This is a genomic window from Providencia sp. PROV076, from assembly GCF_028483405.1.
GTDB lineage: Bacteria > Pseudomonadota > Gammaproteobacteria > Enterobacterales > Enterobacteriaceae > Providencia > Providencia huaxiensis.
The window spans coordinates 86449-111754 of record NZ_JAMPRR010000016.1 but is presented as its reverse complement, the minus strand read 5'-3'; the positions used below and the strand labels follow the sequence as shown (position 1 = coordinate 111754).

Below are 25306 nucleotides of genomic sequence, written 5' to 3'. Positions count from 1 at the left end.
ACAATAACTTATTGATTATTTAGATGCTAAACCATCAAGGTAGCGTTCTGCATCTAAGGCTGCCATACAACCTGTACCCGCAGAGGTAATTGCTTGGCGGTATATATGGTCCATGACATCACCTGCAGCGAACACACCTTCAACAGACGTTTGAGTTGCATTGCCTTGAGTGCCAGATTGCACTTTAATATAACCGTTGTCTAAATCTAATTGGCCTTCAAAAATACCGGTATTTGGGCTGTGGCCGATGGCAATAAATGCCCCCATAACAGGAATATCTTCTGTTACATGTGTTTTAGTACACTCTAAGCGCACACCCGTTACGCCCATATCATCACCTAATACTTCATTTAATGTACGGTCGGTATGCAGAATAATATTACCGTTCTCAACTTTATCCATTAAACGATTAATCAGGATTTTTTCTGCGCGGAAACTATCACGGCGATGAATTAAATGGACTTCTGAAGCAATGTTAGAAAGGTACAGTGCTTCTTCTACTGCAGTGTTTCCACCACCAACGACAGCGACTTTTTGGTTACGATAGAAGAAACCGTCACAGGTTGCACAAGCTGAAACGCCACGGCCTTTGAACGCTTCTTCTGAAGGTAGGCCGATATAACGAGCGGAAGCCCCTGTCGCAATAATCAGTGCATCACAGGTATATTCATTTTCATCGCCAATTAAACGGAAAGGACGTTGTTTTAAGTCCACTTTTTGGATATGGTCAGATATGATTTCGGTGTCAAATTTTGACGCGTGCTCATGCATGCGTTCCATAAGCCCTGGACCGGTTAAACCTTCTGGGTCACCAGGCCAGTTTTCAACTTCAGTTGTGGTGGTCAATTGACCGCCTTTTTCCACCCCAGTAATCAATGCTGGGTTTAAGTTTGCACGTGCAGCATAGACAGCCGCAGTATAGCCCGCAGGGCCAGAACCAAGAATGATTAACTTGCGATGTGTTGTTGTGCTCATGAATTCCTCTTTAATCTAAAAAGCATTTACGAGATTGTAGGAGAAATAAGAGGCTAACAAAAGTGGTTTAAGTGTAAGTTAGTTTCATTTAGCTTATTTCATCAATAGGTAATACCGACAAAATGTAAGAAAATGTGACAAAAAGTTGCTTGTGTCACGCATCACAATTTTTAGGAATTATCTTGAATTAAGGCTGCGAAACGTTTTACTGGAAAAAAAAGCGAAATCTTGTACTGATTTTTATTCATTTGCTTTGACAATCGGCTGCGCATTTGCGAAAACATCAGTGTAAGAGTTAATTATCTAGCGGATCAATGGAAATGGCGCATTTTTGTTCTTACTGGAAAATTAACTTTACACTACTTACAAATTTAAAATACAAGTAAAAATTGTGGGTGATAATTACATTCACACGAACTTCAGCATTATGAATAAAATTTGCTCCTGAACACGAATTCCTAAATAAATAGAGGTGGTGACTAAGGTGCTTATTTTTAGATGTAGAAAATAACAATTAGAGAAAGAGAGATAAAGAGATGATTGACAATAAAAAGCGTCCTGGCAAAGACCTTGACCGTATCGACAGGAATATATTAAACGAACTACAAAAAGACGGGCGAATTTCTAACGTAGAGCTATCTAAACGAGTTGGTTTATCTCCAACACCTTGTTTAGAGCGTGTACGTCGTCTTGAGAGACAAGGATTTATCTCTGGCTATACGGCGTTATTAAATCCACACTACTTAGATGCATCTTTGCTCGTGTTTGTTGAGATTACACTCAACCGTGGCGCTGCAGATGTGTTTGAGCAATTCAATACTGCAGTTCAAAAACTGGAAGAAATTCAGGAATGTCACCTAGTTTCTGGTGACTTTGACTACCTGTTGAAAACGCGTGTGCCAGATATGTCCGCATATCGTAAACTGTTAGGTGAAACTCTGTTACGTTTACCAGGCGTGAACGACACTCGTACCTATGTAGTTATGGAAGAAGTTAAACAAAGCAATCGCTTAGTGATCAAAACTCGCTAATTATTGCTTTTTAACCTCGATTCAGCACAGCATTTCAGCTTTGTTGCCGCACTGCAGTTTCAACGCTGAGTTTACTCAGCGTTGTTCCGTTTTTCTTACCCCATCTGTTGTTTTATCAAAACATCATGCTTTGTCGTTTAACTGCTTCAACAGGCTACTATCTGAGCCTTTCTATTGTGTTTTACGTAAATTACTTAGCAACTGATAAGTTTTATTTCCAATTTATTGATTCTAAAGCTATAAATATTTAGGATTTTTGACGAGAAATAGAAATTGAATCATCATACATTAGATGGAATACTGCATCTTAGTGCTTTGGTGAGGCCCTGATTTCCCTTAGTCGTTGTAAAGCAGGCAGAGTCAGGCGTTTAATGATAGAATAAACCTAGGTTAGTCAAGAATATCAGTTAGCAAAGAAACAATAATGAGCCAAGAATATACAGAAGATAAACATATCAAATTTAAAAAACTAAGTAGCGGAAGACGGCTATTAGAGGTTATTTTGCTCGCAATATGCTTGAGCGCACTCTTCTTAATGGTGGCTTTATTGAGCTTCAGCCCTTCAGATCCAAGCTGGTCACAAACGACTTGGAATGCCCCTGTGAAAAATTTAGGGGGGAGCGTTGGTTCATGGAGTGCAGATATCCTTTTCTCTGCTTTTGGTATTCTTGCATTTGCAATCCCTCCATTATTGCTTTTAGGGTGTTGGGCGATTTTCCAATATGAAAGTCAACGCCGATATATTGACTTTTTCTCTTTATCATTAAGATTAATTGGTGGGCTAGCGCTTATTTTATCCTCTTGTGGCCTCGCAGCTCTCAATTTTGACGACTTACCTAACTTCGCCTCTGGTGGTGTGATTGGCAGTGTATTTAGTAGTGCAATTATGCCGTGGTTCAATTCATTAGGTGCCACTTTAGCATTACTGTTTTTATGGGCGATAAGCTTTACGCTGTTTACTGGGTGGTCATGGCTTACCATTGCAGAAAAAATTGGTGCAGCCGTCCTTCTCCCGATTACGTTGCTAACAAATCGAGCAAGGGGAGACGATTTAGATGATTATGATTACGATGTTGAAGAAACTGAAGGGGCTTTACAGCGTGCGCAAGAAGCAGAGCACAGAGCCAATGATGACTTAGAACACATTGATGTTGATGATGTTTTATTTTCTGCACCCACAGTGGCTGAATTAGTCACAGAAGTCGACCCAACAACGGTAAAAACGACGAGCGAAGCGATTACAGCGCCAGAAAATCCAATCCCTTCGGTCAATCAAAATGAATTAGAACAAGATCCAGAACCCGCTTTCTCGACAGTGGATGAACCGAGCACATATCATTTTGAAGTACCAGAAGATTACCAACCTAAGCTCGGTGCTGGTTTTGATGCAATATCAGAAACAGCTAATGAGCCGTTAGTTCAATCGTCTGCGTATGTTGCACCAGAAGAACCGATGTTTGGTGTTCATCATAATCAACAAACAGAGCCTCAAAAACACGATAATATCGCTTCTCCAGGGTACTCGAATAATCAGGCAACATCTGTTAATCAAGCGGCGTTTGAACCACAGGCGACATCAGTGTCATCACTTGATCCTTCAAATATAACGCAAAACATTATTCCGTCATCTGTCACTGAAAGGGTTTCTAACCCGGCTGCATTAGCGGCTGCAGGTATTTCAGTCGCGGCACTGGAGCGTCATGCTCAAGTTAAACAAAATATGGAGCCAGAGCTTCCGCGACCTAATCCTGTTCGTTTACCGACGCGTCGTGAATTATATGGCATTCGCATTCCGTCGTTACGTGATGCAGAACTACAACGGCGTGAAGAAGAGGCCTCTAAACGTGAGCAGGTGTATCAGCAGTGGTCTGCAAGTGAGTCTGACGAACCTGCAACTGATGATGAAGCGCAACAAGACGAATTACTACGAGCGCAGTTTTTAGAACAGCAACGCGAACGTTATGGTGATGTTGATGAAACTGATTATGAAGCACCGTTAAATAGCGTGCATTCTAATGAAGACCAATTGCAAAATGAGCCAATGGCAGAAAATAAAGCCAGCGCATTTACGCAGCCAGAGATTGAACACCGCTGGGCGTCGGCTTCACAACAATCTAATAATACACATACAATTCCAGAGCCTGAGGAAGTCCCACCAACACTGGATAACAGCTATCAGCCGCAGTTTACGCAAGCGTATTCTTCTCAAGAACAAGAGGACTTTGAGCCTAAGATTGATTTAAGAAAAGAGTTTTCTGTACTGGATAGTTTTACTCCTGTTGATGATTTGGTTGACAATGAGCCTGCAGACCCATTATTTATGCCATCATTTAGCGCGACTTCCGTTCCACCTGCAGTTCCACAAAATAATATTGCAGAAGGGCTTGGCAATTCACCGTCAATAACTCAAACTTTTGCACAGCCACAGCAGCCACAGCAGCCACAGCAGCCACAGCAGCCACAGCAGCCACAGCAGCCACAGCAGCCACAGCAGCCACAGCAGCCACAGCAGCCACAGCAGCCACAGCAGCCACAGCAGCCACAGCAGGATAGCTTATTCCACCCGTTCTTAGTGCGTAATGACCAACCATTACCAAAGCCAACAACCCCAATGCCGTCTCTTGATTTGCTGGCAAGTCCGCCAGCGCAAGAAGAGCCAGTGGATATGTTCAAACTAGAACAAACAGCAAGGTTGATTGAAGCAAGGCTAAATGATTATCGTGTTAAAGCTGAAGTGGTTGGGTTCTCTCCAGGTCCTGTTATTACTCGGTTTGAACTTGACCTAGCACCGGGAGTAAAAGCGGCACGGATATCAACATTGTCACGTGACCTTGCTCGTTCATTATCAACCGTAGCTGTACGCGTTGTAGAAGTGATACCGGGTAAACCTTATGTGGGCCTTGAACTCCCTAATGAGAAACGGCAAACCGTTTATTTAAGTGAAGTTTTAGATTGCGATGACTTCCGTAAAAATCCGTCACCACTGACAATCGTGCTAGGTAAAGATATTGAAGGCGACCCCGTTGTTGCTGATTTAGCGAAAATGCCGCACTTGCTCGTTGCAGGGACAACCGGCTCTGGTAAGTCGGTTGGGGTGAATGCAATGATCCTCAGCATCTTGTATAAAGCGAAACCAGAAGATGTCCGCTTTATCATGATTGACCCGAAAATGCTCGAGTTATCCATTTATGAAGGTATCCCGCACCTATTGACGGAAGTGGTTACTGACATGAAAGATGCAGCGAATGCTTTGCGTTGGTGTGTGAATGAAATGGAACGCCGTTATAAACTGATGTCTGCGTTAGGGGTACGTAACCTCGCGGGGTATAACGAGCGCATCAAAGCGGCAGAAGAAATGGGGCGGCCAATCCCTGATCCACATTGGAAACCCGGTGATAGCATGGATGTCGAACATCCAACGCTGAAAAAAGAGCCTTACATTGTCGTCATGGTTGATGAATTTGCTGACTTAATGATGACGGCAGGTAAAAAAGTGGAAGAGTTAATTGCACGGTTGGCTCAAAAAGCGCGTGCAGCAGGTATTCATTTGGTATTGGCAACTCAGCGGCCATCGGTTGATATCATTACTGGACTAATCAAAGCAAATATTCCAACGCGGATTGCATTTACGGTATCCAGTAAGATTGACTCACGCACGATCCTTGACCAAGGTGGAGCTGAGTCGTTATTAGGTATGGGGGATATGCTGTATTTACCACCAAACTCTTCAATACCTGTGCGGGTACACGGTGCCTTTGTTCGTGACCAAGAGGTTCATGCTGTTGTGAATGACTGGAAAGCTCGCGGTAAACCACAATATATTGATAGCATCACAACCTGTAGTGATGATAGCGAAGGTGGTGGTTATGATAGCGGAGGTGAAGAGCTCGACCCACTGTTTGACCAAGCAGTTGAGTTTGTTGTTGAGAAACAACGCGTTTCCATTTCTGGGGTTCAACGCCAATTTAGGATTGGTTATAACCGAGCTGCAAGGATTGTCGAGCAAATGGAAATCCAAGGTATTGTCAGTGAGCAAGGGCACAATGGTAACCGTGAAGTTCTGGCTCCTCCGTCAATGGGACATTAATAATTTAGTGTGCTAATTGCTGGTTTAATTTAAGGGGTGTATAAAGACGTAACACCTCTTATGGTAATAATTTTAAGGTCTTTCATCGATGAAAAAAATGATGTTATTGGGTGCGTTAGCCCTAAGTTTACATATTGGCCAAGTATTGGCAGACGCAAGCCAAGACCTTCAAGAACGTTTGAATAAGGTCAATAGCTTCCAAGCTAGCTTCTCGCAGAAGGTGACGAGTCCTGAAGGGGATTTGGTTCAAGAAGGTGTTGGGGACTTATGGCTTGAGCGTCCAAATTTATTTAATTGGAACATGACATCACCGGATGAAAGTGTACTTGTGTCTGATGGAAAAAATTTGTGGTTTTATAATCCGTTTGTCGAGCAAGTGACCGTGACTAATTTAGCGGATGCCACGCAGGATACGCCATTTTTACTGATTACGCGTAACGACCCGAAAGATTGGAAACAGTACTCAATCATTCAGCAGGGAAATACGTTTGATTTAAAACCAAAACAAACTAGTGGAACTTTAAAACGTTTTTCCATTACGGTTTCTCCCGAAGGGACGATTGAGCAGTTTTCAGCGGTTGAGCAAGATGGCCAAACTAGCGCTTACCAATTAAAAGAGCAGAAAAATGGTCGCGTTGATGCAAGTAAATTCAAATTTACAGTACCAAAAGGCGTCACTTTAGATGACCAGCGCTCAAATACCAAATAAGATTGATTAGAGAAAATATTAACCAGCAGTATTCATATTTGCTGGTTAATATATAAGATATTTTAAGAAGTAAAAAAGAGGATATCGTGGGTAACCTGTCTCTTGATTTTTCGCAGAATGAATTTCAACCTTTAGCAGCAAGAATGCGGCCTGAAACCCTTGAGCAATATATTGGGCAAAAGCATTTACTGGCAGAGGGGAAACCGTTGCCACGTGCGATTAAAGCGGGTCATCTGCACTCCATGATTTTATGGGGGCCGCCAGGAACAGGTAAAACAACGCTTGCTGAAATTATTGGTAATTATGCACAAGCCGATATTGAACGTATTTCAGCAGTCACCTCTGGTATTAAAGAAATTCGAGAATCCATTGAAAAAGCTCGGCAAAATCGCAGTGCAGGGCGAAGAACCATTTTATTTGTCGATGAGGTTCATCGTTTTAATAAAAGCCAGCAAGATGCATTTTTACCACACATAGAAGATGGCACGATTACATTTATTGGTGCGACAACAGAAAATCCATCATTTGAATTAAATTCTGCATTGTTATCGCGTGCTAGGGTGTATTTGCTTAAATCCCTTGAAGAAAATGATATTGAACAGGTATTGTTGCAAGCACTGGCTGACACCTCTCGTGGCCTTGGAGGGCAAAATGTTGTTCTGCCTGATAGCACGCGCAAAATGGTTGCTCAGTTGGTTAATGGGGATGCTAGGCGTTCATTAAATCTGCTGGAAATGATGGCGGATATGGCCGAAGCTGATAGCCAAGGGCAGCGTATTTTATCCGCTGATTTATTAAAAGAAGTCAGTGGTGAACGAACAGCAAGGTTTGATAACAAAGGCGACCGTTATTACGACTTAATTTCTGCTTTGCATAAGTCGATTAGAGGCTCAGCACCAGATGCCGCACTGTACTGGTTTGCAAGGATCATCACCGCGGGTGGTGACCCACTGTATGTTGCTCGCCGGCTACTTGCAATTGCATCAGAAGATGTGGGGAATGCGGATCCTCGTGCGATGCAAGTCGCCATTTCAGCTTGGGATTGCTTCACGCGTGTGGGGCCAACCGAAGGTGAGCGTGCGATTGCCCAAGCCATTGTTTATTTAGCATGTGCGCCGAAAAGTAATGCGGTTTATACCGCCTATAAGGCAGCGATTAAAGATGCGCAAATGCAGCCGGATTACGATGTGCCAGAACATCTTCGAAATGCCCCAACTAAACTATTAAAAGAAATGGGTGCAGGGAAAGAATATCGTTATGCGCATGATGAACCGAACGCATATGCTGCGGGGGAAAACTATTTTCCTGAACCTATGCAAACAACGCGTTATTACTACCCTACGAAGCGGGGTCAAGAAAGCAAGTTTGCTGAAAAACTAGACTGGTTAGCCCAACAGGATCAAATTAGCAACACAAAACGCTATCGCTAAACTGGGCAATGCGGTAAGGTTATATAGCGAAATACTTTACTTTATTTGTTGTGCTGGAATGCACCTCAAAAAGTGTCATTAATTACTAACAATAATCACAGGATAAGCATGCTCGATCCCAATTTACTGCGTACGGAGCTAGACGCGGTTGCTGAAAAACTGGCTCGCAGGGGTTTTACCCTTGATGTGGAAAAGCTGCGTGAATTAGAAGAACGCCGCAAAGTTTTACAAGTTGAAACTGAAACCCTGCAAGCAGACCGTAACTCGCGATCGAAAACTATTGGTGCGGCGAAGGCACGTGGTGAAGATATCGAACCATTACGTCTGGAAGTTAACCAATTAGGCGAAAAATTGGATTCTGCAAAAGCAGAGTTAGATAAGCTGCAACAAGAAATCCGTGATATTGCCTTAAGTATCCCGAATATCCCAGATGACCAAGTGCCTGATGGTAAAGATGATTCTGACAACGTTGAGGTTGCACGTTGGGGCGAGCCTCGTCAGTATGATTTCGAAGTTAAAGACCATGTCAGTCTTGGCGAGTTATCCGGTGGCTTAGACTTCCCAGCTGCGGTAAAACTGACTGGCGCTCGTTTTGTTGTTATGAAAGGGCAAATTGCTCGTATGCACCGTGCATTGGCACAATTCATGCTTGATTTGCATACTGAACAACATGGTTACCAAGAGTTGTATGTTCCGTATTTAGTCAACCATGACACGTTGTACGGAACTGGCCAATTACCAAAGTTTGGTGAAGATTTGTTCCATACTAAACCATTGGAAGAGGAAGCGGACAGCAGTACTTATGCGTTGATCCCAACCGCAGAAGTCCCGGTGACTAACTTAGTTCGCGATGAAATTTTAGATGAAGACTCACTTCCTCTGAAAATGACTGCACATACCCCTTGTTTCCGTTCTGAAGCAGGGTCTTATGGCCGTGACACACGCGGTTTGATCCGTATGCATCAGTTCGACAAAGTTGAGTTAGTGCAAATCGTTCATCCAGAAAAATCCATGGATGCATTGGAAGAGCTGACTGGCCATGCCGAAAAAGTATTACAATTACTGAACTTGCCTTATCGTAAAGTGATTTTATGCACTGGTGATATTGGTTTTGGTTCACGTAAAACCTATGACTTAGAAGTGTGGTTACCAGCGCAAAATACGTATCGTGAAATTTCATCTTGTTCCAACATGTGGGACTTCCAAGCGCGTCGTATGCAAGCTCGTTTCCGCGGTAAGAGTGATAAGAAAACACAACTTGTTCATACTCTGAATGGTTCTGGTTTAGCGGTTGGTCGTACATTGGTGGCGATTTTAGAAAACTACCAATTAGCAGATGGCCGTATTGAAGTTCCAGAAGTATTGCGCCCATATATGAAAGGGTTAGAGTTCATCGGTTAATTTCCGTTACTCCTTCAAACATAAAACGCGACTGATGGTAGTCGCGTTTTTTTTTGTGTAATTTAAAGTGTTTTGGTAAAAACATCCTCAGGCTAAGCCTGATCCCACCTCAATATTTTCCAAATAGCGACATTTAATGTAGGACATTAATCTACGGTAAAGTAAATTTATCGGAGTGATATTGATGGGTGTAATTATTGGTGTTTTCTTATTAGCAGGTATTGTAAAAGGAGTGATTGGACTAGGGTTACCAACAATCGCAATGGGGTTACTCAGTACGTCAATGGAGCCTGTTGCCGCTGCTAGCTTGTTAATTATTCCTTCGTTAATCACGAATATATGGCAGTTATTAATTGGTCCACAATTTATGGCGCTAATCAAACGGCTCAGTGGTTTTATTATTGGGGTTATGCTTGGCACATTATTCAGTTTTTTACCTTCTTTAACCTCGGCATCTCGCTGGACACTCCCTGCACTGGGTATCGTACTTATTATTTATGGGATATGGGGTTTAGTGGCTAAAAAAATGCCATCTTCCGAGAAATATGAAACATGGCTTTCGCCAACAGTGGGTTATATCACAGGTGTGATTACGGCTGCTACCGGAGTATTTGTTATTCCAGCTGTTCCGTATTTACAAACATTAAAATTAAATAAAGATGAGCTTATTCAGGCTCTAGGGTTAGCATTTACCGCATCAACAGTTGCATTAGCCATTAGATTATCCATTGACCAGCAACAGTATGATATTAATTGGAGTTTATCTGCCTTTGCCTTAATTCCTGCTATTGGTGGAATGTATCTTGGCCAATATTTTCGCCAGATCATTAGTGAAAAGGTATTTCGTCGTTGCTTTTTTATTGGGTTAACAGGATTAGGGATTTACATGGCGGCAAACTTAGCTTTCAGATGACCAGTTAATTAAAAAATGAATAAACTCGTTGGTATAATCAGGTAATTGGCTGAAATCTCGTGCGCAGATAACTAATTTTCGACATGCCCAATCTTCGGTCAATTGCACTATTTTAGTAGTAGAAAGTTGACTACGCTGTGCCGCTTGTTTGGGAATAATAGCAATGCCAATGCCATCATTAACCCCTTGCATTACAGCATCTAGAGTTGGCATGCGTACCCGGTAGTTGAGCCGTTTGCCTTGTTGTTTGGCATTATTATCAATATGTTTTTGTAATGGGTTATCTTCTATCAACCCCACAAATTCAGCATCAATAATATCAGAAAATGGAACACTTTTTTGGCTCGCCCAAAAGCTATCTTTATGGGCAAAAACGACTAATTCATCTGAGCTGAATGGTTGAATATCCAGACCAGTGAGGTCAGTAGAATCTGCGATAATACCAATATCTGCAATTTTATTTTTGATGGCAGTGACGATGTTAGCACTTGGCATTTCCTTCACGGATACAGACATAATGGGGTGTTGTCGTAAATATGCGCTAATACGGGCGGGTAAAAATTCCATTTGGGCAGAAGTATTACAAAGAATATTAATATGCCCGCGCAGGTGTTGACTATATTGTCGCAGTTCATCTTGCATTAATTCAATTTGCTGCAAAACTGTTTTCGCATGCTCAATAAATACATGGCCTGTATTCGATAATGAAACACCTTTCACTGAACGAATAAATATAACGATGTTTAATTCGTTTTCTAACCCACGTATTCGTTCACTTGCAGATTGCAGTGTAATATAAGTTAGTTTCGCTCCTTGGGTGATACTTCCTGCATTGGCGACATTAACACACAGTTTTAAATCAGTGATATCGAAATACATGGAAAACAACTCCAATTTATGAAAAGAAGAGGGAAATTATCATTTAAAGGAATATATGTGAATTTTTTTCGGGATAGCAAAAAGGAAAGCAAATGCTTTCCTTTTTTTAGAACTAATGATTTAACAAAGTCGTCAAATCATCATATTTTGGTTTATTTTACTTGCGAGAAAAACAGGCTACGGTAGCTGCTGTAATAGCAAACATACATAATTGGCATAGAAACTAATAAACCTAAACCTAATGGAATAACTGAAATTATCATTAAGATAGAGATAACGATAAAGAACAGAATACCTGGCAGGATGTTTTTCTTAACGGCTTGTAAGCTTGCAGAAATTGCAGCGCCAACCGTGAAATCATGGTTCATCACTAATGCAGGAGCAAACCAAGTTAAGGCTGTACCCACTAATGCTGCAACGGCCATGATGATGATTGCAAAGAAGAATGTACCTGAAGAGGCAAGGATAGCGGCATCTGATGGCGCACCATATTGGTTGCTTTCCATCAATAAACCGAACATTGCAGAACCACCGATAATAAATGCGATGATCATACCAACTAAGTTAGCAGCAAAGTTGATTGCGCCTACAGCAAACAACGTACCAAATTTATTTTGGAAGCCTGCAAATAGTAAGCCGATTTCTGCTTGACCTGTTTTACGTTGATTTTCACTGATAGCAATAATACCACCGATAAAAATAGGTGTAATAAATGTAATTAATAAATTTAAGAATGGGATCATTGAAATGATAAAGATCACAGCAAACAGAACAATGTTAATCAAGATCCACATTCCCAGTTTTTCTTTAACGAGAGACCATGATTGGCTGATCCAGTTAACACCTTCGCCTGCATCTACTGCACGCGGTTCTGCGTGAAAAACAAATGTATCAGCTTGCGTTTGCGCATTAATTGTAGGTGCAGGGTTGTTATCTGCACTGAAGTTTTCATTATTCATAATAAAAAAGGAACCTGTTAGTCGTAGTGAATTAGCGATTAATTATTATTAATAAGTTTTTTGAGCTTATACTCATTCTTGTAACTTATCGGCAGTAGTATGCAGATAAGTTAGCTTATTATAAAGCAGACTATTCTGGTAAGGTATTTTTGATTAGAATTTTCTTGTATAAAATATTTTCTATCGAACTAAGATAGTTATCTATGCCTTAATGCACTGAATAGAATACGAATATTTAGTATATTTAGTGAAAAAAGCTATTTTGGGTTCTATCAACAAGGTTGAATCGTCAATTAAATAATCACGATTCATAATAATTAAGTAAGATTTTATTTAATTTAAAAGCTAAATAAGTGATATTGGGTAAGCATCTAACGGCTTAATTTCTTTAAGTACAAACATACTTTGCATTTCTTTGATACCTGGTAGCCGGCGAATAACCGTCATAGCAAAGTCGGCATAGGAGTCTAAATCATGGGATACAACCTGTAGTAAAAAGTCAGAATCACCACCAATACTGTAGCAAGCGACGACATTTTCTAGCTCAGTCACTTCTTGTTCAAATTTTTGTGCTTCAGCCTCGCTATCACTATCAATAATGACGCGAACAAAAACCATGACGCCTAAGCCAATCTTTCTACGATTGAGAATGGCGCGATACCCTTGAATAACATTTTCTTCTTCTAATTTTTTAACCCTTCGCCAACAGGGAGAGGCCGACATGCCTACTTTTTCGGCAAGTACTTGGTTAGTTATTCGAGCGTCATCTTGTAGTAACTTCAGTATTTTTATTTCTGTCTTGTCTATTGCCATAAATGGAAAGCTCTACCTTGAAAGTGCTTTTAATGGGATAAATTTACCTAAATCTTAGCGTGTAATGACTGAGTTAGAAAGCCTATTTCTTTCTTTAAATGTCATAATTATTGGGAAATTGAATACACATAAAATAGTAGGGGACAGGAATGATATTTAATCCAGCTGAGCATCGTTGTGCTATCGTCGTTAATCAGGATTTATCTAACGGGTTGGCAATGAATGCCGCTAGTGTGATTGGTGTGAGTTTAGGAAATAAAGTTAACAATATAGTAGGGGAAGATTTGAATAGCACAGATAATATTAATTACCCCGGGGTGATTTATGTGCCATTACCGATTTTAAAATCACCAGAGCAGTATATTAAAGAGATTGAAGTGGCTGCATTAAAGGTAAATGAAATATACGTTATTCCTTTTAGTTTGCTCGCTCAATCTTGCCGGACTTATGATGAATATCAGCAAAAACTATCTGAGCAGCAATATAAAGATATTCAATTGGCAGGGATCGGCTTGGTGGGAAATAAAAAGGCAGTTACTCAGCTAATTGGCCATTTACCTTTGTTTAGATAGGAATAATAGCAGATAAAGTAGAGGCTCTATAAAGAGCCTCAAATTGGTTAGTACATCACTTTGTGACCATAACTTTCTAGAATACTTTTAACTCGTTCCATCACTTCTTTTGATGGTGGTCTAACGCCATCTAGTTTGTATTCTTCACCCATGGTTTCCCATTTGTGTTTACCAAGTTCGTGGTAGGGCAGTAATTCGATTTTTTCGATATTGCTCATATCTTTGGTAAATTCGCCCAGTAAATGTACTGAATGGTCATCATCACTCCAACCTGGCACGACAACATAGCGTACCCAAGTTTTCTGGTTACGTTTGGCAAGGTAACGGGCAAATTCCAAAGTACGATGGTTAGAAACACCTACTAATTTTTGATGAATATCGTCATCGATTTGTTTTAAATCTAACATCACCAAGTCAGTGACATCCATCAGTTCATCAATCACTGGGTCGTAGCGGCGCACGAATCCATTGGTATCAAGGCAAGTATGAATATTCTCTTTTTTACAGGCACGGAACCAGTCACGTACAAATTCAGCTTGTAAGATAGCTTCTCCGCCTGAGGCGGTAACACCTCCGCCAGTCGCATTCATAAAGTGGCGATAGGTTACGGCTTCTTTCATTAATTCTTCAACGGTAACAATGTTGCCACCGTGGGTATCCCAAGTATCGCGGTTATGGCAATACAGGCAGCGCATTAAGCAGCCTTGAAAAAATACAATAAAACGGATCCCAGGGCCATCGACGGTTCCGCATGATTCAAATGAATGAATACGGCCGAGTGTGGTTGGGGTTTCTGTCACATTAGTCGTCGCTATTGTTTTGGTTTTAGTATCATCGATAGACATAGCAGGCACTCCAAAATATCCTTCATACCGCAAAATTTAGAGAAAAATATCGTTGCTGGTATAGATAAAAAGACCCCGTAAAGCGGGGTCTTTAATTTACTTTATTTTAATGAGCTAATTATTACATTGTACTGGTGAAAGTACGAGTAATAACGTCTTGCTGTTGTTCTTTAGTCAGTGAGTTGAAACGTACAGCATAACCAGATACACGGATAGTCAGTTGTGGATACTTCTCTGGGTTTTCCATTGCATCTAACAGCATTTCACGGTTCATAACGTTAACGTTTAGGTGCTGGCCGCCTTCAATAGACGCTTCGTGGTGGAAGTAACCATCCATCAGACCCGCTAAGTTAGTTTTACGAACGTCGTCATCTTTACCTAATGCATTTGGTACGATAGAGAAAGTATAAGAAATACCATCTTTCGCGTAAGCAAATGGCAGTTTAGCAACAGAAGTCAGTGAAGCTACCGCACCTTTTTGGTCACGACCGTGCATTGGGTTTGCACCTGGTCCGAATGGCGCACCTGCACGACGACCATCTGGTGTATTACCTGTTTTCTTACCATACACAACGTTAGATGTGATGGTCAGGATTGACTGAGTTGGTACCGCGTTACGGTAAGTAGGCAGTTTCTGAATTTTCTTCATGAAACGTTCAACTAAGTCACACGCGATATCATCTACACGAGAGTCGTTGTTACCAAATTGTGGATATTCACCTTCGATTTCGAAGTCGATAGCGATACCGTCTTCATCACGAATTGGTTTAACTTTCGCATATTTGATTGCAGACAGTGAGTCAGCAGCAACAGATAGACCCGCGATACCACAAGCCATGGTGCGGTAAACATCACGGTCATGTAGTGCCATCAGTGAAGCTTCATAGCTATATTTGTCATGCATAAAGTGGATGCAGTTCAGTGCAGTGACGTACTGAGTTGCTAACCAGTCCATGAAGTGGTCCATTTGGTTCATCACAGTATCGAAATCTAAGACTTCATCCATGATTGGCGCATGTTTAGGACCTACTTGCATTTTCAGTTTTTCATCAACACCACCGTTGATGGTATACAGCATGGTTTTCGCTAAGTTTGCGCGAGCACCGAAGAACTGCATTTGTTTACCAACAATCATTGGGCTGACGCAACATGCGATTGCGTAGTCATCGTTATCGAAATCTGGACGCATCAAGTCATCGTTTTCATACTGAACTGATGAGGTATCGATAGACACTTTCGCCGCGAATTTTTTGAAATTCATTGGCAGTTTTTCTGACCACAGGATAGTCATGTTTGGCTCAGGAGATGGGCCCATGGTATACAGTGTGTTCAGGAAACGGAATGTGCTTTTCGTTACCAGAGTACGACCATCAAGGCCCATACCCGCTAATGATTCAGTTGCCCAGATTGGGTCACCAGAGAACAGCTCATCGTATTCAGGAGTACGTAAGAAACGTACCATACGCAGTTTCATGACTAAGTGGTCAATCAGTTCTTGCGCTTGTTGTTCGGTGATTTTACCTGCTTCTAAGTCACGTTGGATATACACGTCTAAGAAGGTAGATACACGACCAAATGACATTGCAGCACCGTTTTGTGATTTAACAGCGGCTAAGTAACCGAAGTAAGTCCACTGTACTGCTTCTTGTGCGTTTGTTGCTGGTGCAGAAATATCGTAACCGTATTTTGCAGCCATTTCTTTCATTTGACCCAATGCACGGTGCTGTTCAGCAATTTCTTCGCGCAGTTGGATAGTCATTTGTAAGTCTTCACCTTTTTCTAATCTTTCTTGCAAAGAGGTGAATTGGTTAAATTTGTCTTTCATCAGGAAATCAATACCGTACAGTGCAACACGACGGTAGTCACCGATGATACGACCACGACCATATGCATCAGGCAGACCCGTTAAGATACCTGATTTACGGCATTTTAAGATGTCTGGCGTGTAAACGTCGAAAACACCTTGGTTGTGAGTTTTACGGTATTCAGTGAAGATTTTTTTGATTTCTGGATCTAAAGTACGGTCGTATGCTTTACATGAGCCTTCAACCATTTTGATACCACCGAACGGGATAAGACCACGTTTCAGAGGTGCATCAGTTTGTAAACCAACGATTGTTTCTAATTCTTTAGTAATATAACCAGCATCATGGGAAGTGATGGTTGATGCGACATCTGTGTCAAAATCAACTGGCGCATGAGTGCGGTTTTCGATTTTGATCCCTTCCATGACTTTATCCCACAACTTGTCAGTTGCTGGAGTAGAGCCTGCTAAGAAAGATTCATCACCTTCATATGGAGTGTAGTTTTTCTGGATGAAGTCACGTACATCGACGTTGTCCTGCCAGTTACCTTGGTTAAAACCTTGCCATGCTAAAGCGAATTTTTCATTTAACTCGGACATGATACTTTTACCTTTTAACAATGGATCTTTTAGGGATCTTAATAAATCTTTTCGTGTGTGTCAGTGGCTATTAGTGTTTTTGGCCACTACGTAAATGCATAAACCAATAAATGAGGCCGACTAAAATCGCGCCGCCAATAATATTCCCGATAGTGACTGGAATTAAGTTATCTGTAATAAAATTACCAACCGTTAGATGTGAAAATTGGTCTGGAGACATATTTATTTGAGACCAATATTCAGCAGGAGCGAACTCTTTAATCATAATGCCTAACGGGATCATGAACATGTTTGCGATACTATGCTCAAAACCGCTCGCCACAAACATCGCGACAGGTAAAACTAAAACGACCAGTTTATCAGTTAAACTACGGCCGGAGTAACTCATCCAAACCGCAAGGCAAACCATTAAATTTGCTAAAATTCCTAATGCAACAGCTTCAATAAAGGTATGGTGTAATTTATGGCTGGTGGTTTGTAATACATTTAACCCCCATTGGCCATTGGCTGCGGTGTATTGCCCTGCAAACCAAATTAGTGCAACAAAGAATAACGCACCAATTAAGTTACCAATATAGACATTAAACCAGTTGCGGAACATTTGCCCCCAAGTAATTCTACCTGTGGCTTTTGAGACGATAGTGAGTACGGTGGAGGTGAAAAGGTCTGCGCCACATACAACCACTAACATCAGACCTAAGGAGAAACAAATCCCGCCAATAAGTTTAGTGAAACCATAAGGCGCTTCAGCTGCCCCAGTTGTTGCTGTGATATAGAATACAAACGCAATAGAGATAAAAATACCGGCAGTGAATGCTGACAAGTAAGTAATTGCAGGATGTTTATTTGCCTTATAAACAGAGGCATCATCCGCGACTTGCGCCATTACAGCTGGTGGCAATAAATTAAAAGGGTTGTCAGCTTTCATACCAACACTCTCTTACAAAGTTGATTAATTATAGCACGCAATAATAGTAACAAAGGGGATAAATGGGAAATTTGATATGGATCATGAACTCGCTAGAGAGAGAGGTAAAAATGGTTAATGCAATGTTAAAATTAAGCGTAACCTAATGAAATTAATGATAAAAATATTTTTTAAAATTTATTAAAAATTTTTATAAAGTCAATTTTAAGCATCAGAATAAGTAAAAATATACGCGTAAATGTTAACTATTTAACATGAATATGATCCCTTTGGCATAAAATTTAACTTATGTTTGCATAATACCCTATTTAATTAGGGGGGATCCCGATATATCTTTCTTAGCTAAACTGTCTTTTTGCAATATTTATCTAACAATTATGCAAATAATAAAAGATTCATATAAATTAATCTATGAATTAAAGTGATATGTCTTAATGAAGTAATCCGTTTTTATCGTTATGGCTAGGTATAAAACTCAATATTTTCCAGTGTATTCAGTTCTTGCTCGATGCGTTCACGGCACGTTAATAGTGTTTTGATGACCTGATCGATTTTTTGCTCATTGATACGGAAAGTGGGGATAGACACGCTAATTGCTGCTATGATTTTATCCCGCTGACGTAACGCGACAGCATAACAGGTTGTCTCTTCATTTATTTCTTTATTATCAATTGCATAGCTGTTTTTTCTGACGTCATCAAGTTGCTGGCGTAGTTCCGCTAGAGTTTGCACACTGTATTGAGTTAAAGGGGTAAAACCCGAAGGGTAAAGCTGGGAAATTTGCTGGTCACTGTAATTGAAAATCATGGCCTTACCCAGTGCAGAATATATAGCAGGTAAGCGAGTACCAATATTAGAGATTAATTGAACTTTTTGCGCTGATTGAACTTTATCAATGTATAGCACATCAGCGCCATCTAAAATCCCCATTTGGCACACTTCATTGCATTCATCTACGATATGTACCATTTCCCGATGAACCATTTTGAGCCAATAGGATTTTTCGAAAAATGAGCGGGAAAGGAGCGAGCAGGCGATACCTAAATAATATAGTTGGCTATTGTCATCATAATTAATATATCGATGTTCAACCAACGTTTTTAAGATAGGATAAATCGTCCCCTTTAAGATTTGTGTTTTATCAGAAAGTTGTGTCAAAGAAAGCCCTGTATTTTCAGCCGATAAAACTTGCAGTATTTCTAATACCCGAATTGTCGGCATGTGCCCCGTAGACATTAAACTACCTCCCTGATTAATTTTGTCGCTATTCTAGGTTTAAAATACCACTATGTAAATCATCTCAGAAATACCTTTAGTCTCAAATTGGTCATTCTTAATGATGGGTAAAGTCATCCAAAAGGCGTGAGCTTGCTCAAAATTTAGTAATAAAAAAAACAACTCCCAGCCAGTTTAATGGCTATTTTCTCACTTTAAATTCCTTTTTAATCAAATTGTTATATTTGGACTATATATGGATTGAATGAATTTGACTCAATCAGTAATTCATGATTTCTTGTTGTTTGTTTTTATTTGTGAATGCAGTTTGTATATATGAACAATAATCAGCAAGGAGATTATCGGTATGGAAAGTCGTTATATCACGCCAGTAGTGACCATTTTTGATGACAAAGGTCGAGTGGATACAGAACAAAACATACGTGTTTATGACTCATTGAAAGGCAAGGTCTCTGGTTTTGTCACTATGGGCAGCACGGGGGAATTTTTTGCGCTCAATATGCAGAGCTCAAAAACATTAATCGACCTATGTGGTCGTTATCCAAAGGAGGAAATGCGTGTTTATGCAGGGGCAAGCCGCCTTGATGTGCAAGAGTCGATTGAATTAGCTAACTACGCATACGAAAAAGGAATTGATGGAGTGATGATTATCAGTCCATATTATTTTCCGTTGGATGATGAAGGTGTTTTTCGTTTTTACAGTACGATAGCAGCAAAAACATCTGCTAACATTTTCATTTATAACTTTCCTGAACGAACAGGTTATTCTGTCTCTCCAGATGTTTGCCTACGTTTAGCGGATAAATACCCCAATATCATCGGGTTGAAAGATACCATTCCTGATACGACTCATACAGCCCAAGTAATTGAAACGGTGAAATCACGCTTGCCTCATTTTGAGGTATACGCAGGTTACGATAATAACTTTGCTCATGTGGTGCTATCGGGAGGAAATGGTTGTATTGGTGGGCTTTCAAATATTGTTCCGCAATTTTTCGCATCATGGATGCAGGCGTTTACCCAAGGTGATTTAGCGTTAATAGCGAAACACCAACAACGAGTAGACCAATTGATGGCTATATATGGTGTCAATGCGCCATTTATCCCAACCTTTAAAAAAGCGTTGCAACTAAAAGGTGTGATTAATTCAGACTATTGTACAGCTCCATTTATTGGGTTGAACAATAAACAGGTTGAGCAACTTCAGCAGTTATTAACCCTTGCTGATTCACCACTCTGACTTTTCCTGAATCAAACACAATAGAACATCTTATCAACAGGGAAAAATATCATGGCGACAATCAAAGCTTATAACAATCCTGTTTTAAATTCTGCGATAGCTAAATCGTGGAAACGTTTAGTACCTCTGATGTTTATTTTATATTTTGTTGCATTCATTGACCGGGTCAATGTGGGTTTTGCTAAAGATGCAATGCAAGTCGACATTGGTTTGTCTGATTCTGCGTTTGCTTTTGGTGCAGGTATTTTCTTTGCGGCATATGCGCTGTTTGGTATTCCCGCTAACTTAATTTTAAACAAAATTGGCGCACAAAAATGGCTGAGTATTACCACGGTAATCTGGGGCGTTCTGTCTGCAATGACAGGTTTTGTCACCAATGAGACGCAATTTATTATTTTACGCTTCTTATTGGGGTTGGGCGAAGCCGGGTTTTATCCAGGTATTCTATTATTAGCTTCCATTTATTTCCCCAACAATGTACGCGGCTCTGTAATTGGGATCTTCGTTTTAGGCGTACCTTTGGCGTTGACGCTGGGCTCACCATTATCAGGCGCATTACTGGAATTGCATGGCTGGTTAGGTCGGCCGGGTTGGTTCTGGATGTTTGTTATTGAAGGCCTTCCTGCTGTTGTGATTGGTATTTTTGCTTTCTTTTATTTGGATGACAGCCCTGAAAAAGCGCGTTTTTTAACTGAAGAAGAGAAAAAGGCCCTAATAGAACAATTAGCAAAAGAAAATGCAAAAACGGAAACCACATCGGTATCATCCGCACTGAAAAATATCAAAGTTTGGCACCTTGCACTGATTTACGGCACGATCCAAATTTCAGTATATGGTTTGATGTTCTTTCTGCCTTCCCAAGTTGCATCCTTAATGGGGGAAAGTTTAGGCTTTAAACAATCATTAGTTGCTGCAATACCTTGGGCTTGTTCTGCATTTGGGGTGTATTACATTCCTCGTTTTGCCGACCGCCATCCAACCCGTCGCATCGAAATCTCAGTTTTGTGTATGTTAGCTGCCGCATTAGGCTTGGCATTGTCAGCATTTGCTAGTCCTGTTTTTGCTATTGCGGCGTTATGTTTAAGCGCGGTTGGTTTTTTATCCGTTCAACCGGTGTTTTGGACGTTTCCACCTCAGTTATTAAGCGGCCCTGCATTAGCGGCTGGAATTGGTTTCTGTACCACTATGGGGGCATTTTGTTCATTCCTCGCACCAATAATTCGTGTTGAAGTCGATAAAATGATGAATAGCAATACCGCAGGTATCGTGACATTAGCGGTGATCACCGTCGGTTGTGCCATCTTAATCGCATTACTTAAAAAAAACGCCCACAACAATAACATAAAGGCTTTGTCATCCCATTAATGGCATGCTTTCTGGAAGGTGAGATATGCAAAAAATATTAAGAATCGATGAGAGCGACAACCTAATTGTTGCCTTAAAAGACCTGCAAGCAGGAGAGGCTTATCGCTGGGGAAATGAAGACGTGACCCTAGTGACAGATGTTAAAGCAAAACATAAGTTTGCGATGGAAGCGATACCTATTGATGGCATTGTTTCGATGTATGGCACCGCAGTAGGAAAAGCCACAAAGCCAATCGCAAAAGGAGAAGTTATCACCGTTGATAATATTCGCCATTACGCAGCCCCGGTTTCTTTAGAACAAGACGTACCATATGAGTGGAAAGCCCCTGATGTGTCTGCATATCAAGGGCGCACGTTTAAAGGCTATATCCGTGAGGATGGGCGAGTGGGAACCGCAAATTACTGGCTGATCTTTCCATTAGTATTTTGTGAAAACCGCAATGTAACAAAACTTACTGATGCCTTAAATGAGGCATTAGGTTATACCAATAATAGTTTGAAAAACTTTGCATTAGATTTAACTGTGGGTGAGCAAGGGGGCATCGCAAAACCTAAATTATTCCCACATATAGAAGGCGTGCGTTGCATTACGGTCACGAGTGGTTGCGGTGGCGCGACCTCTGACAGTAAGACCATGTGTGATGTGCTTGCTGCCTATGCGGATCACCCCAATGTCATCGGTATTACCGTCTTCAGTTTGGGCTGTGAAAAAGCACAGCGCAAAATGTTTAAAGAGTCACTCACCGCTCGTAACCCCAATTTTGCTAAACCTGCACTTTACTTCCGCCAGCAAGAATGGAATAGCGAAGAAGAAATGATGCAAACCGCTTTGAAGCAAACTTATGAATGCATGAAGGCTGTCATACCGCAATCACGTATGGATGTTCCGTTGTCCCATTTAAAACTCGGTGTGAAATGTGGTGCTTCTGACGGTTTTTCTGGGATTTCGGGTAATCCAGCGATGGGGCTAGTCTCTGATTGGCTCGTCACGTTGGGGGGCGCATCTGGGTTAGCTGAATTCCCTGAATTGTGTGGTGCAGAAGGGGATATGGTGAAGCGATGCATCTCTTTTGAGGATAAGAAAAAATTCTTAGACTTGATGGAATGTTATGAAAAAACAGCGAATTTCTTTAATACTACGATTGCGGATAACCCGAGTCCCGGCAATGTTGCGGACGGATTAATAACCGACGCGATTAAATCGACGGGAGCGGCTAAAAAGGGCGGAACATCACCGATTAGTGCGGTATGCGACTATGCGGAGCCAATGCCAGACAGCGGGTTATCATTAGTTTGCACTCCGGGTAATGATGTTGATGCGGTCACTGGCCTCGTTGCTGCAGGCTGCAATGTGGTTATTTTTTCAACAGGTCTCGGAACTCCCACAGGGAACCCGATTGTGCCAGTTTTAAAAATATCGACCAATAGCGCAATTGCAACACGTTTGTCAGACATGATTGATTATGATTGTGGGCCAATTATTGATGGGGTTCCATTACCTACAATAAGTAAAGGGTTATTTGAACGGGTGATTGAAACGGCAAGTGGTGACTATCAGGTCCAAGCGGATCGGCTAGAGCAGTTTGATTTCTTATTATGGAAACGTTCATTGGATTTATAATTAATATAAACCAATAAAATGTAAAAATGTTGACGGGGTGATCTCCCCGTCAACGAATCAATTCACATTATGCATTGTCACGCTTTGCTTTTTGCAGCTTTTCATAAGCTGCCAGCAAGGCTTGGTGCGCAGGAAGTGCTTTCAGTTCTTCGTCAATCGACCACAAACCATAAAAGCATGCTTCCCCAGCGATAGCAGCGGATGCCGCATCTACTGCTTCTTGCCCATACATACGTACAAATGCGTTGTAGTATTGCGCAGGGTCACGCTCTTCTTCTTGGGATAACAACAACAGGGTTTGCAAGCAACGATAATAATTTGCTCGCTCAGCAGTAAATACCGAACTATTGAAGTCTTGTGTCCATTCAACCCAAGCCAGTGCTTGTTCAAGATCACCACCCGCCAGTGCTAACATGGATTTTAGCTCGCCAATGCGCAGGTTACTCCACCCATTGTCTTTACCTACAGCCAAACCGAGTAATTCACGAACACGGGTAAAATCATCTAAACCGTCATCATCTAGTTGCTCGATAAGGGCAAGATAATCTTGTTTTTCCCATTGGCTATCAGGCAGGTTGATAATGGTGTCGCGTAAATAAGCGCCCATCGCGTTATTTGCGATATGTAAATCTTCTACTGGGTAAATATCAGACATACCCGGGACTAAAATACGGCAAGCGTAGACACCCAAATGGTTATAATCTGCAATATAGACTTCAGCATCTAATGTATTGAAAATACTGATAAGTGTTGCAAATTCCTCTTGAGTTGTGCCTTTAAAGCTCCAATCTACAAAGGCATAATCGGCATCATCTTTAAACAAATCCCAGCTAATTAAACCGCTTGAATCAATAAAGTGTGTTTCAAGGTTTGTGTGTTCAGCCACTTCCTCGTCATCAAAGGTCGGCGCATTAAACACATCGAGGTCTTTTAAGCCACGGCCTTGCAGCAATTCGGTGACGGTACGCTCAAGGGCAACACCAAAGTCAGGATGAGCACCAAATGAGGCAAAACAAGTCCCGTTCTGTGGGTTAAATAATACCACGCAAATTACAGGGTATTGGCCGCCCAGTGATGCGTCATAACAGAAAATTGGAAAACCTTCTTTTTCTAAGGTTTCAACGGCTTCAACTACTGCAGGGTAGCGTGCCATGACGTCAGCAGGGATAGCCGGTAAGCTAATACTTTCAGCAATGATTTTATTTTTTACAAAGCGTTCAAAGACTTCGGAAAGGCCTTGTACACGGGCTTCGTTGGCGGTATTTCCCGCAGACATTCCGTTAGAAACATATAGGTTGCCAACGATATTCATTGGAATGTACACGGTTTGGTTGTCTGATTGGCGGGTAAATGGCAGAGCGCAGATACCACGTTCTTCATTGCCGGACTGTAAGTCAATTAATTGGCTAGCGGCTAAGGCGTTGTCGGGGTCATAAAACTTAATCAAACGATTGTCTAATAACCCTTCAGGTAAACTGTCATCTTCGGTTAATGGGAACCATTTTTCATTAGGATAATGAACAAAATCCCCTTCAGCGATAGATTTACCGAGGTAAAAGTCCGCAAAGAAGTAATTCGTTGATAAACGCTCAAAATACTCACCAAGCGCTGAGGCTAATGCGGCTTTTTTGCTCGCCCCTTTACCATTAGTGAAGCAAAGCGGGCACGCTTTATCGCGAATATGTACAGACCAAACGTTGGGAACAGGGTTTAACCAAGAGGCTTCTTCAATATCAAACCCTAATTTCTTTAATTTGGTTTGAAATGCATCGATGGAATCTTCAAGAGCGGCATCTTTGCCGGGAATAAAAGTTTGGCTCATTGTCAGTCACTTGTGAATAGAGTGTTTCAAACGGCCTATGATACGGATTTTTGTCGTAAGCCTCACGCTTTTTATT

19 protein-coding genes are annotated in these 25306 nt (G+C 41.2%); 10 read left to right on the top strand and 9 right to left on the bottom strand.

Translation table 11 applies throughout. From position 1 onward, the window contains the following. Positions 1-15: 15 nt before the first annotated feature. Positions 16-975 (bottom strand): thioredoxin-disulfide reductase, encoded by a 960-nt coding sequence (gene trxB / locus PSF67_RS10580; RefSeq protein WP_004909448.1) that lies wholly within the window; start codon positions 973-975, stop codon positions 16-18. Between the two features lie 536 nt (positions 976-1511). On the opposite strand from trxB, the gene lrp reads away from it, so the two are divergent. The 6 genes from lrp (at position 1512) to PSF67_RS10550 (ending at position 10546) form a co-directional block, all read left to right on the top strand. Next, positions 1512-2006, top strand: coding sequence for a leucine-responsive transcriptional regulator Lrp (lrp, locus tag PSF67_RS10575; protein ID WP_004256338.1), 495 nt, complete (start codon positions 1512-1514; stop codon positions 2004-2006). A gap of 424 nt (positions 2007-2430) precedes the next feature. Then, a complete protein-coding gene (locus tag PSF67_RS10570) occupies positions 2431-6093 on the top strand; it encodes a DNA translocase FtsK 4TM domain-containing protein (protein WP_272676883.1) in 3663 nt (1220 codons plus the stop codon). 88 nt (positions 6094-6181) lie between these two features. Beyond that, complete coding sequence (gene lolA, locus PSF67_RS10565) at positions 6182-6802, top strand: outer membrane lipoprotein chaperone LolA (protein WP_102138454.1); 621 nt, start codon at positions 6182-6184, stop codon at positions 6800-6802. An 86-nt stretch (positions 6803-6888) separates the two neighbouring features. Further along, on the top strand, positions 6889-8232 hold the full coding sequence (locus tag PSF67_RS10560) for a replication-associated recombination protein A (protein WP_272676882.1): 1344 nt from the start codon (positions 6889-6891) through the stop codon (positions 8230-8232). A gap of 108 nt (positions 8233-8340) precedes the next feature. Beyond that, on the top strand, positions 8341-9633 hold the full coding sequence (gene serS, locus PSF67_RS10555) for a serine--tRNA ligase (protein ID WP_004256329.1): 1293 nt from the start codon (positions 8341-8343) through the stop codon (positions 9631-9633). A gap of 184 nt (positions 9634-9817) precedes the next feature. Next, positions 9818-10546 carry a sulfite exporter TauE/SafE family protein gene (locus PSF67_RS10550; protein WP_102138456.1) on the top strand — a complete coding sequence of 243 codons (729 nt, stop codon included), beginning with the start codon at positions 9818-9820 and terminating at the stop codon, positions 10544-10546. Here the strand turns inward: PSF67_RS10550 and PSF67_RS10545 are convergent. From PSF67_RS10545 to PSF67_RS10535, 3 genes are all read right to left on the bottom strand, one after another. Continuing rightward, positions 10532-11425 carry a LysR substrate-binding domain-containing protein gene (locus PSF67_RS10545; protein WP_272676881.1) on the bottom strand — a complete coding sequence of 298 codons (894 nt, stop codon included), beginning with the start codon at positions 11423-11425 and terminating at the stop codon, positions 10532-10534. The two genes, PSF67_RS10550 and PSF67_RS10545, sit on opposite strands and share 15 nt — an antisense overlap. Before the next feature lie 152 nt (positions 11426-11577). Next, the gene (locus PSF67_RS10540; RefSeq protein ID WP_102138458.1) at positions 11578-12384 is read right to left on the bottom strand and encodes a BPSS1780 family membrane protein; all 807 of its coding nucleotides are present in this window, start codon (positions 12382-12384) and stop codon (positions 11578-11580) included. Positions 12385-12729: 345 nt separating this feature from the next. Next, positions 12730-13197 carry an Lrp/AsnC family transcriptional regulator gene (locus PSF67_RS10535; RefSeq protein WP_166184659.1) on the bottom strand — a complete coding sequence of 156 codons (468 nt, stop codon included), beginning with the start codon at positions 13195-13197 and terminating at the stop codon, positions 12730-12732. 149 nt (positions 13198-13346) lie between these two features. On the opposite strand from PSF67_RS10535, the gene PSF67_RS10530 reads away from it, so the two are divergent. Next, positions 13347-13769 (top strand): DUF2000 domain-containing protein, encoded by a 423-nt coding sequence (locus tag PSF67_RS10530; RefSeq protein ID WP_102138460.1) that lies wholly within the window; start codon positions 13347-13349, stop codon positions 13767-13769. Between the two features lie 47 nt (positions 13770-13816). Here the strand turns inward: PSF67_RS10530 and pflA are convergent, their stop codons facing one another. The 4 genes from pflA to PSF67_RS10510 all read right to left on the bottom strand — a co-directional run bounded on the left by pflA (position 13817) and on the right by PSF67_RS10510 (position 19182). Next, positions 13817-14614: a pyruvate formate lyase 1-activating protein gene (pflA, locus tag PSF67_RS10525; protein ID WP_229597552.1), complete on the bottom strand. Its 798-nt coding sequence runs from the start codon at positions 14612-14614 to the stop codon at positions 13817-13819. A 121-nt stretch (positions 14615-14735) separates the two neighbouring features. Next, the gene (gene pflB, locus PSF67_RS10520; RefSeq protein WP_102138461.1) at positions 14736-17018 is read right to left on the bottom strand and encodes a formate C-acetyltransferase; all 2283 of its coding nucleotides are present in this window, start codon (positions 17016-17018) and stop codon (positions 14736-14738) included. 70 nt (positions 17019-17088) lie between these two features. After that, positions 17089-17946: a formate transporter FocA gene (gene focA / locus PSF67_RS10515; RefSeq protein ID WP_166184656.1), complete on the bottom strand. Its 858-nt coding sequence runs from the start codon at positions 17944-17946 to the stop codon at positions 17089-17091. A 462-nt stretch (positions 17947-18408) separates the two neighbouring features. Next, on the bottom strand, positions 18409-19182 hold the full coding sequence (locus PSF67_RS10510) for an IclR family transcriptional regulator (protein ID WP_166184653.1): 774 nt from the start codon (positions 19180-19182) through the stop codon (positions 18409-18411). 346 nt (positions 19183-19528) lie between these two features. Between PSF67_RS10510 and PSF67_RS10505 the strand changes: the two genes are divergently transcribed. Genes PSF67_RS10505 through PSF67_RS10495 form a run of 3 tightly spaced genes read left to right on the top strand, consistent with a single transcriptional unit; the run spans position 19529 to position 23408 of the window. Next, positions 19529-20422 carry a dihydrodipicolinate synthase family protein gene (locus PSF67_RS10505; protein ID WP_166184650.1) on the top strand — a complete coding sequence of 298 codons (894 nt, stop codon included), beginning with the start codon at positions 19529-19531 and terminating at the stop codon, positions 20420-20422. Between the two features lie 51 nt (positions 20423-20473). Beyond that, a complete protein-coding gene (locus tag PSF67_RS10500; RefSeq protein WP_102138465.1) occupies positions 20474-21787 on the top strand; it encodes an MFS transporter in 1314 nt (437 codons plus the stop codon). A gap of 25 nt (positions 21788-21812) precedes the next feature. Further along, the gene (locus PSF67_RS10495) at positions 21813-23408 is read left to right on the top strand and encodes a UxaA family hydrolase (protein WP_272676880.1); all 1596 of its coding nucleotides are present in this window, start codon (positions 21813-21815) and stop codon (positions 23406-23408) included. 67 nt (positions 23409-23475) lie between these two features. Here PSF67_RS10495 and ycaO read toward each other — a convergent pair whose 3' ends face one another. Beyond that, a complete protein-coding gene (ycaO, locus tag PSF67_RS10490; RefSeq protein ID WP_272676879.1) occupies positions 23476-25230 on the bottom strand; it encodes a 30S ribosomal protein S12 methylthiotransferase accessory factor YcaO in 1755 nt (584 codons plus the stop codon). Positions 25231-25306 lie beyond the last annotated feature (76 nt).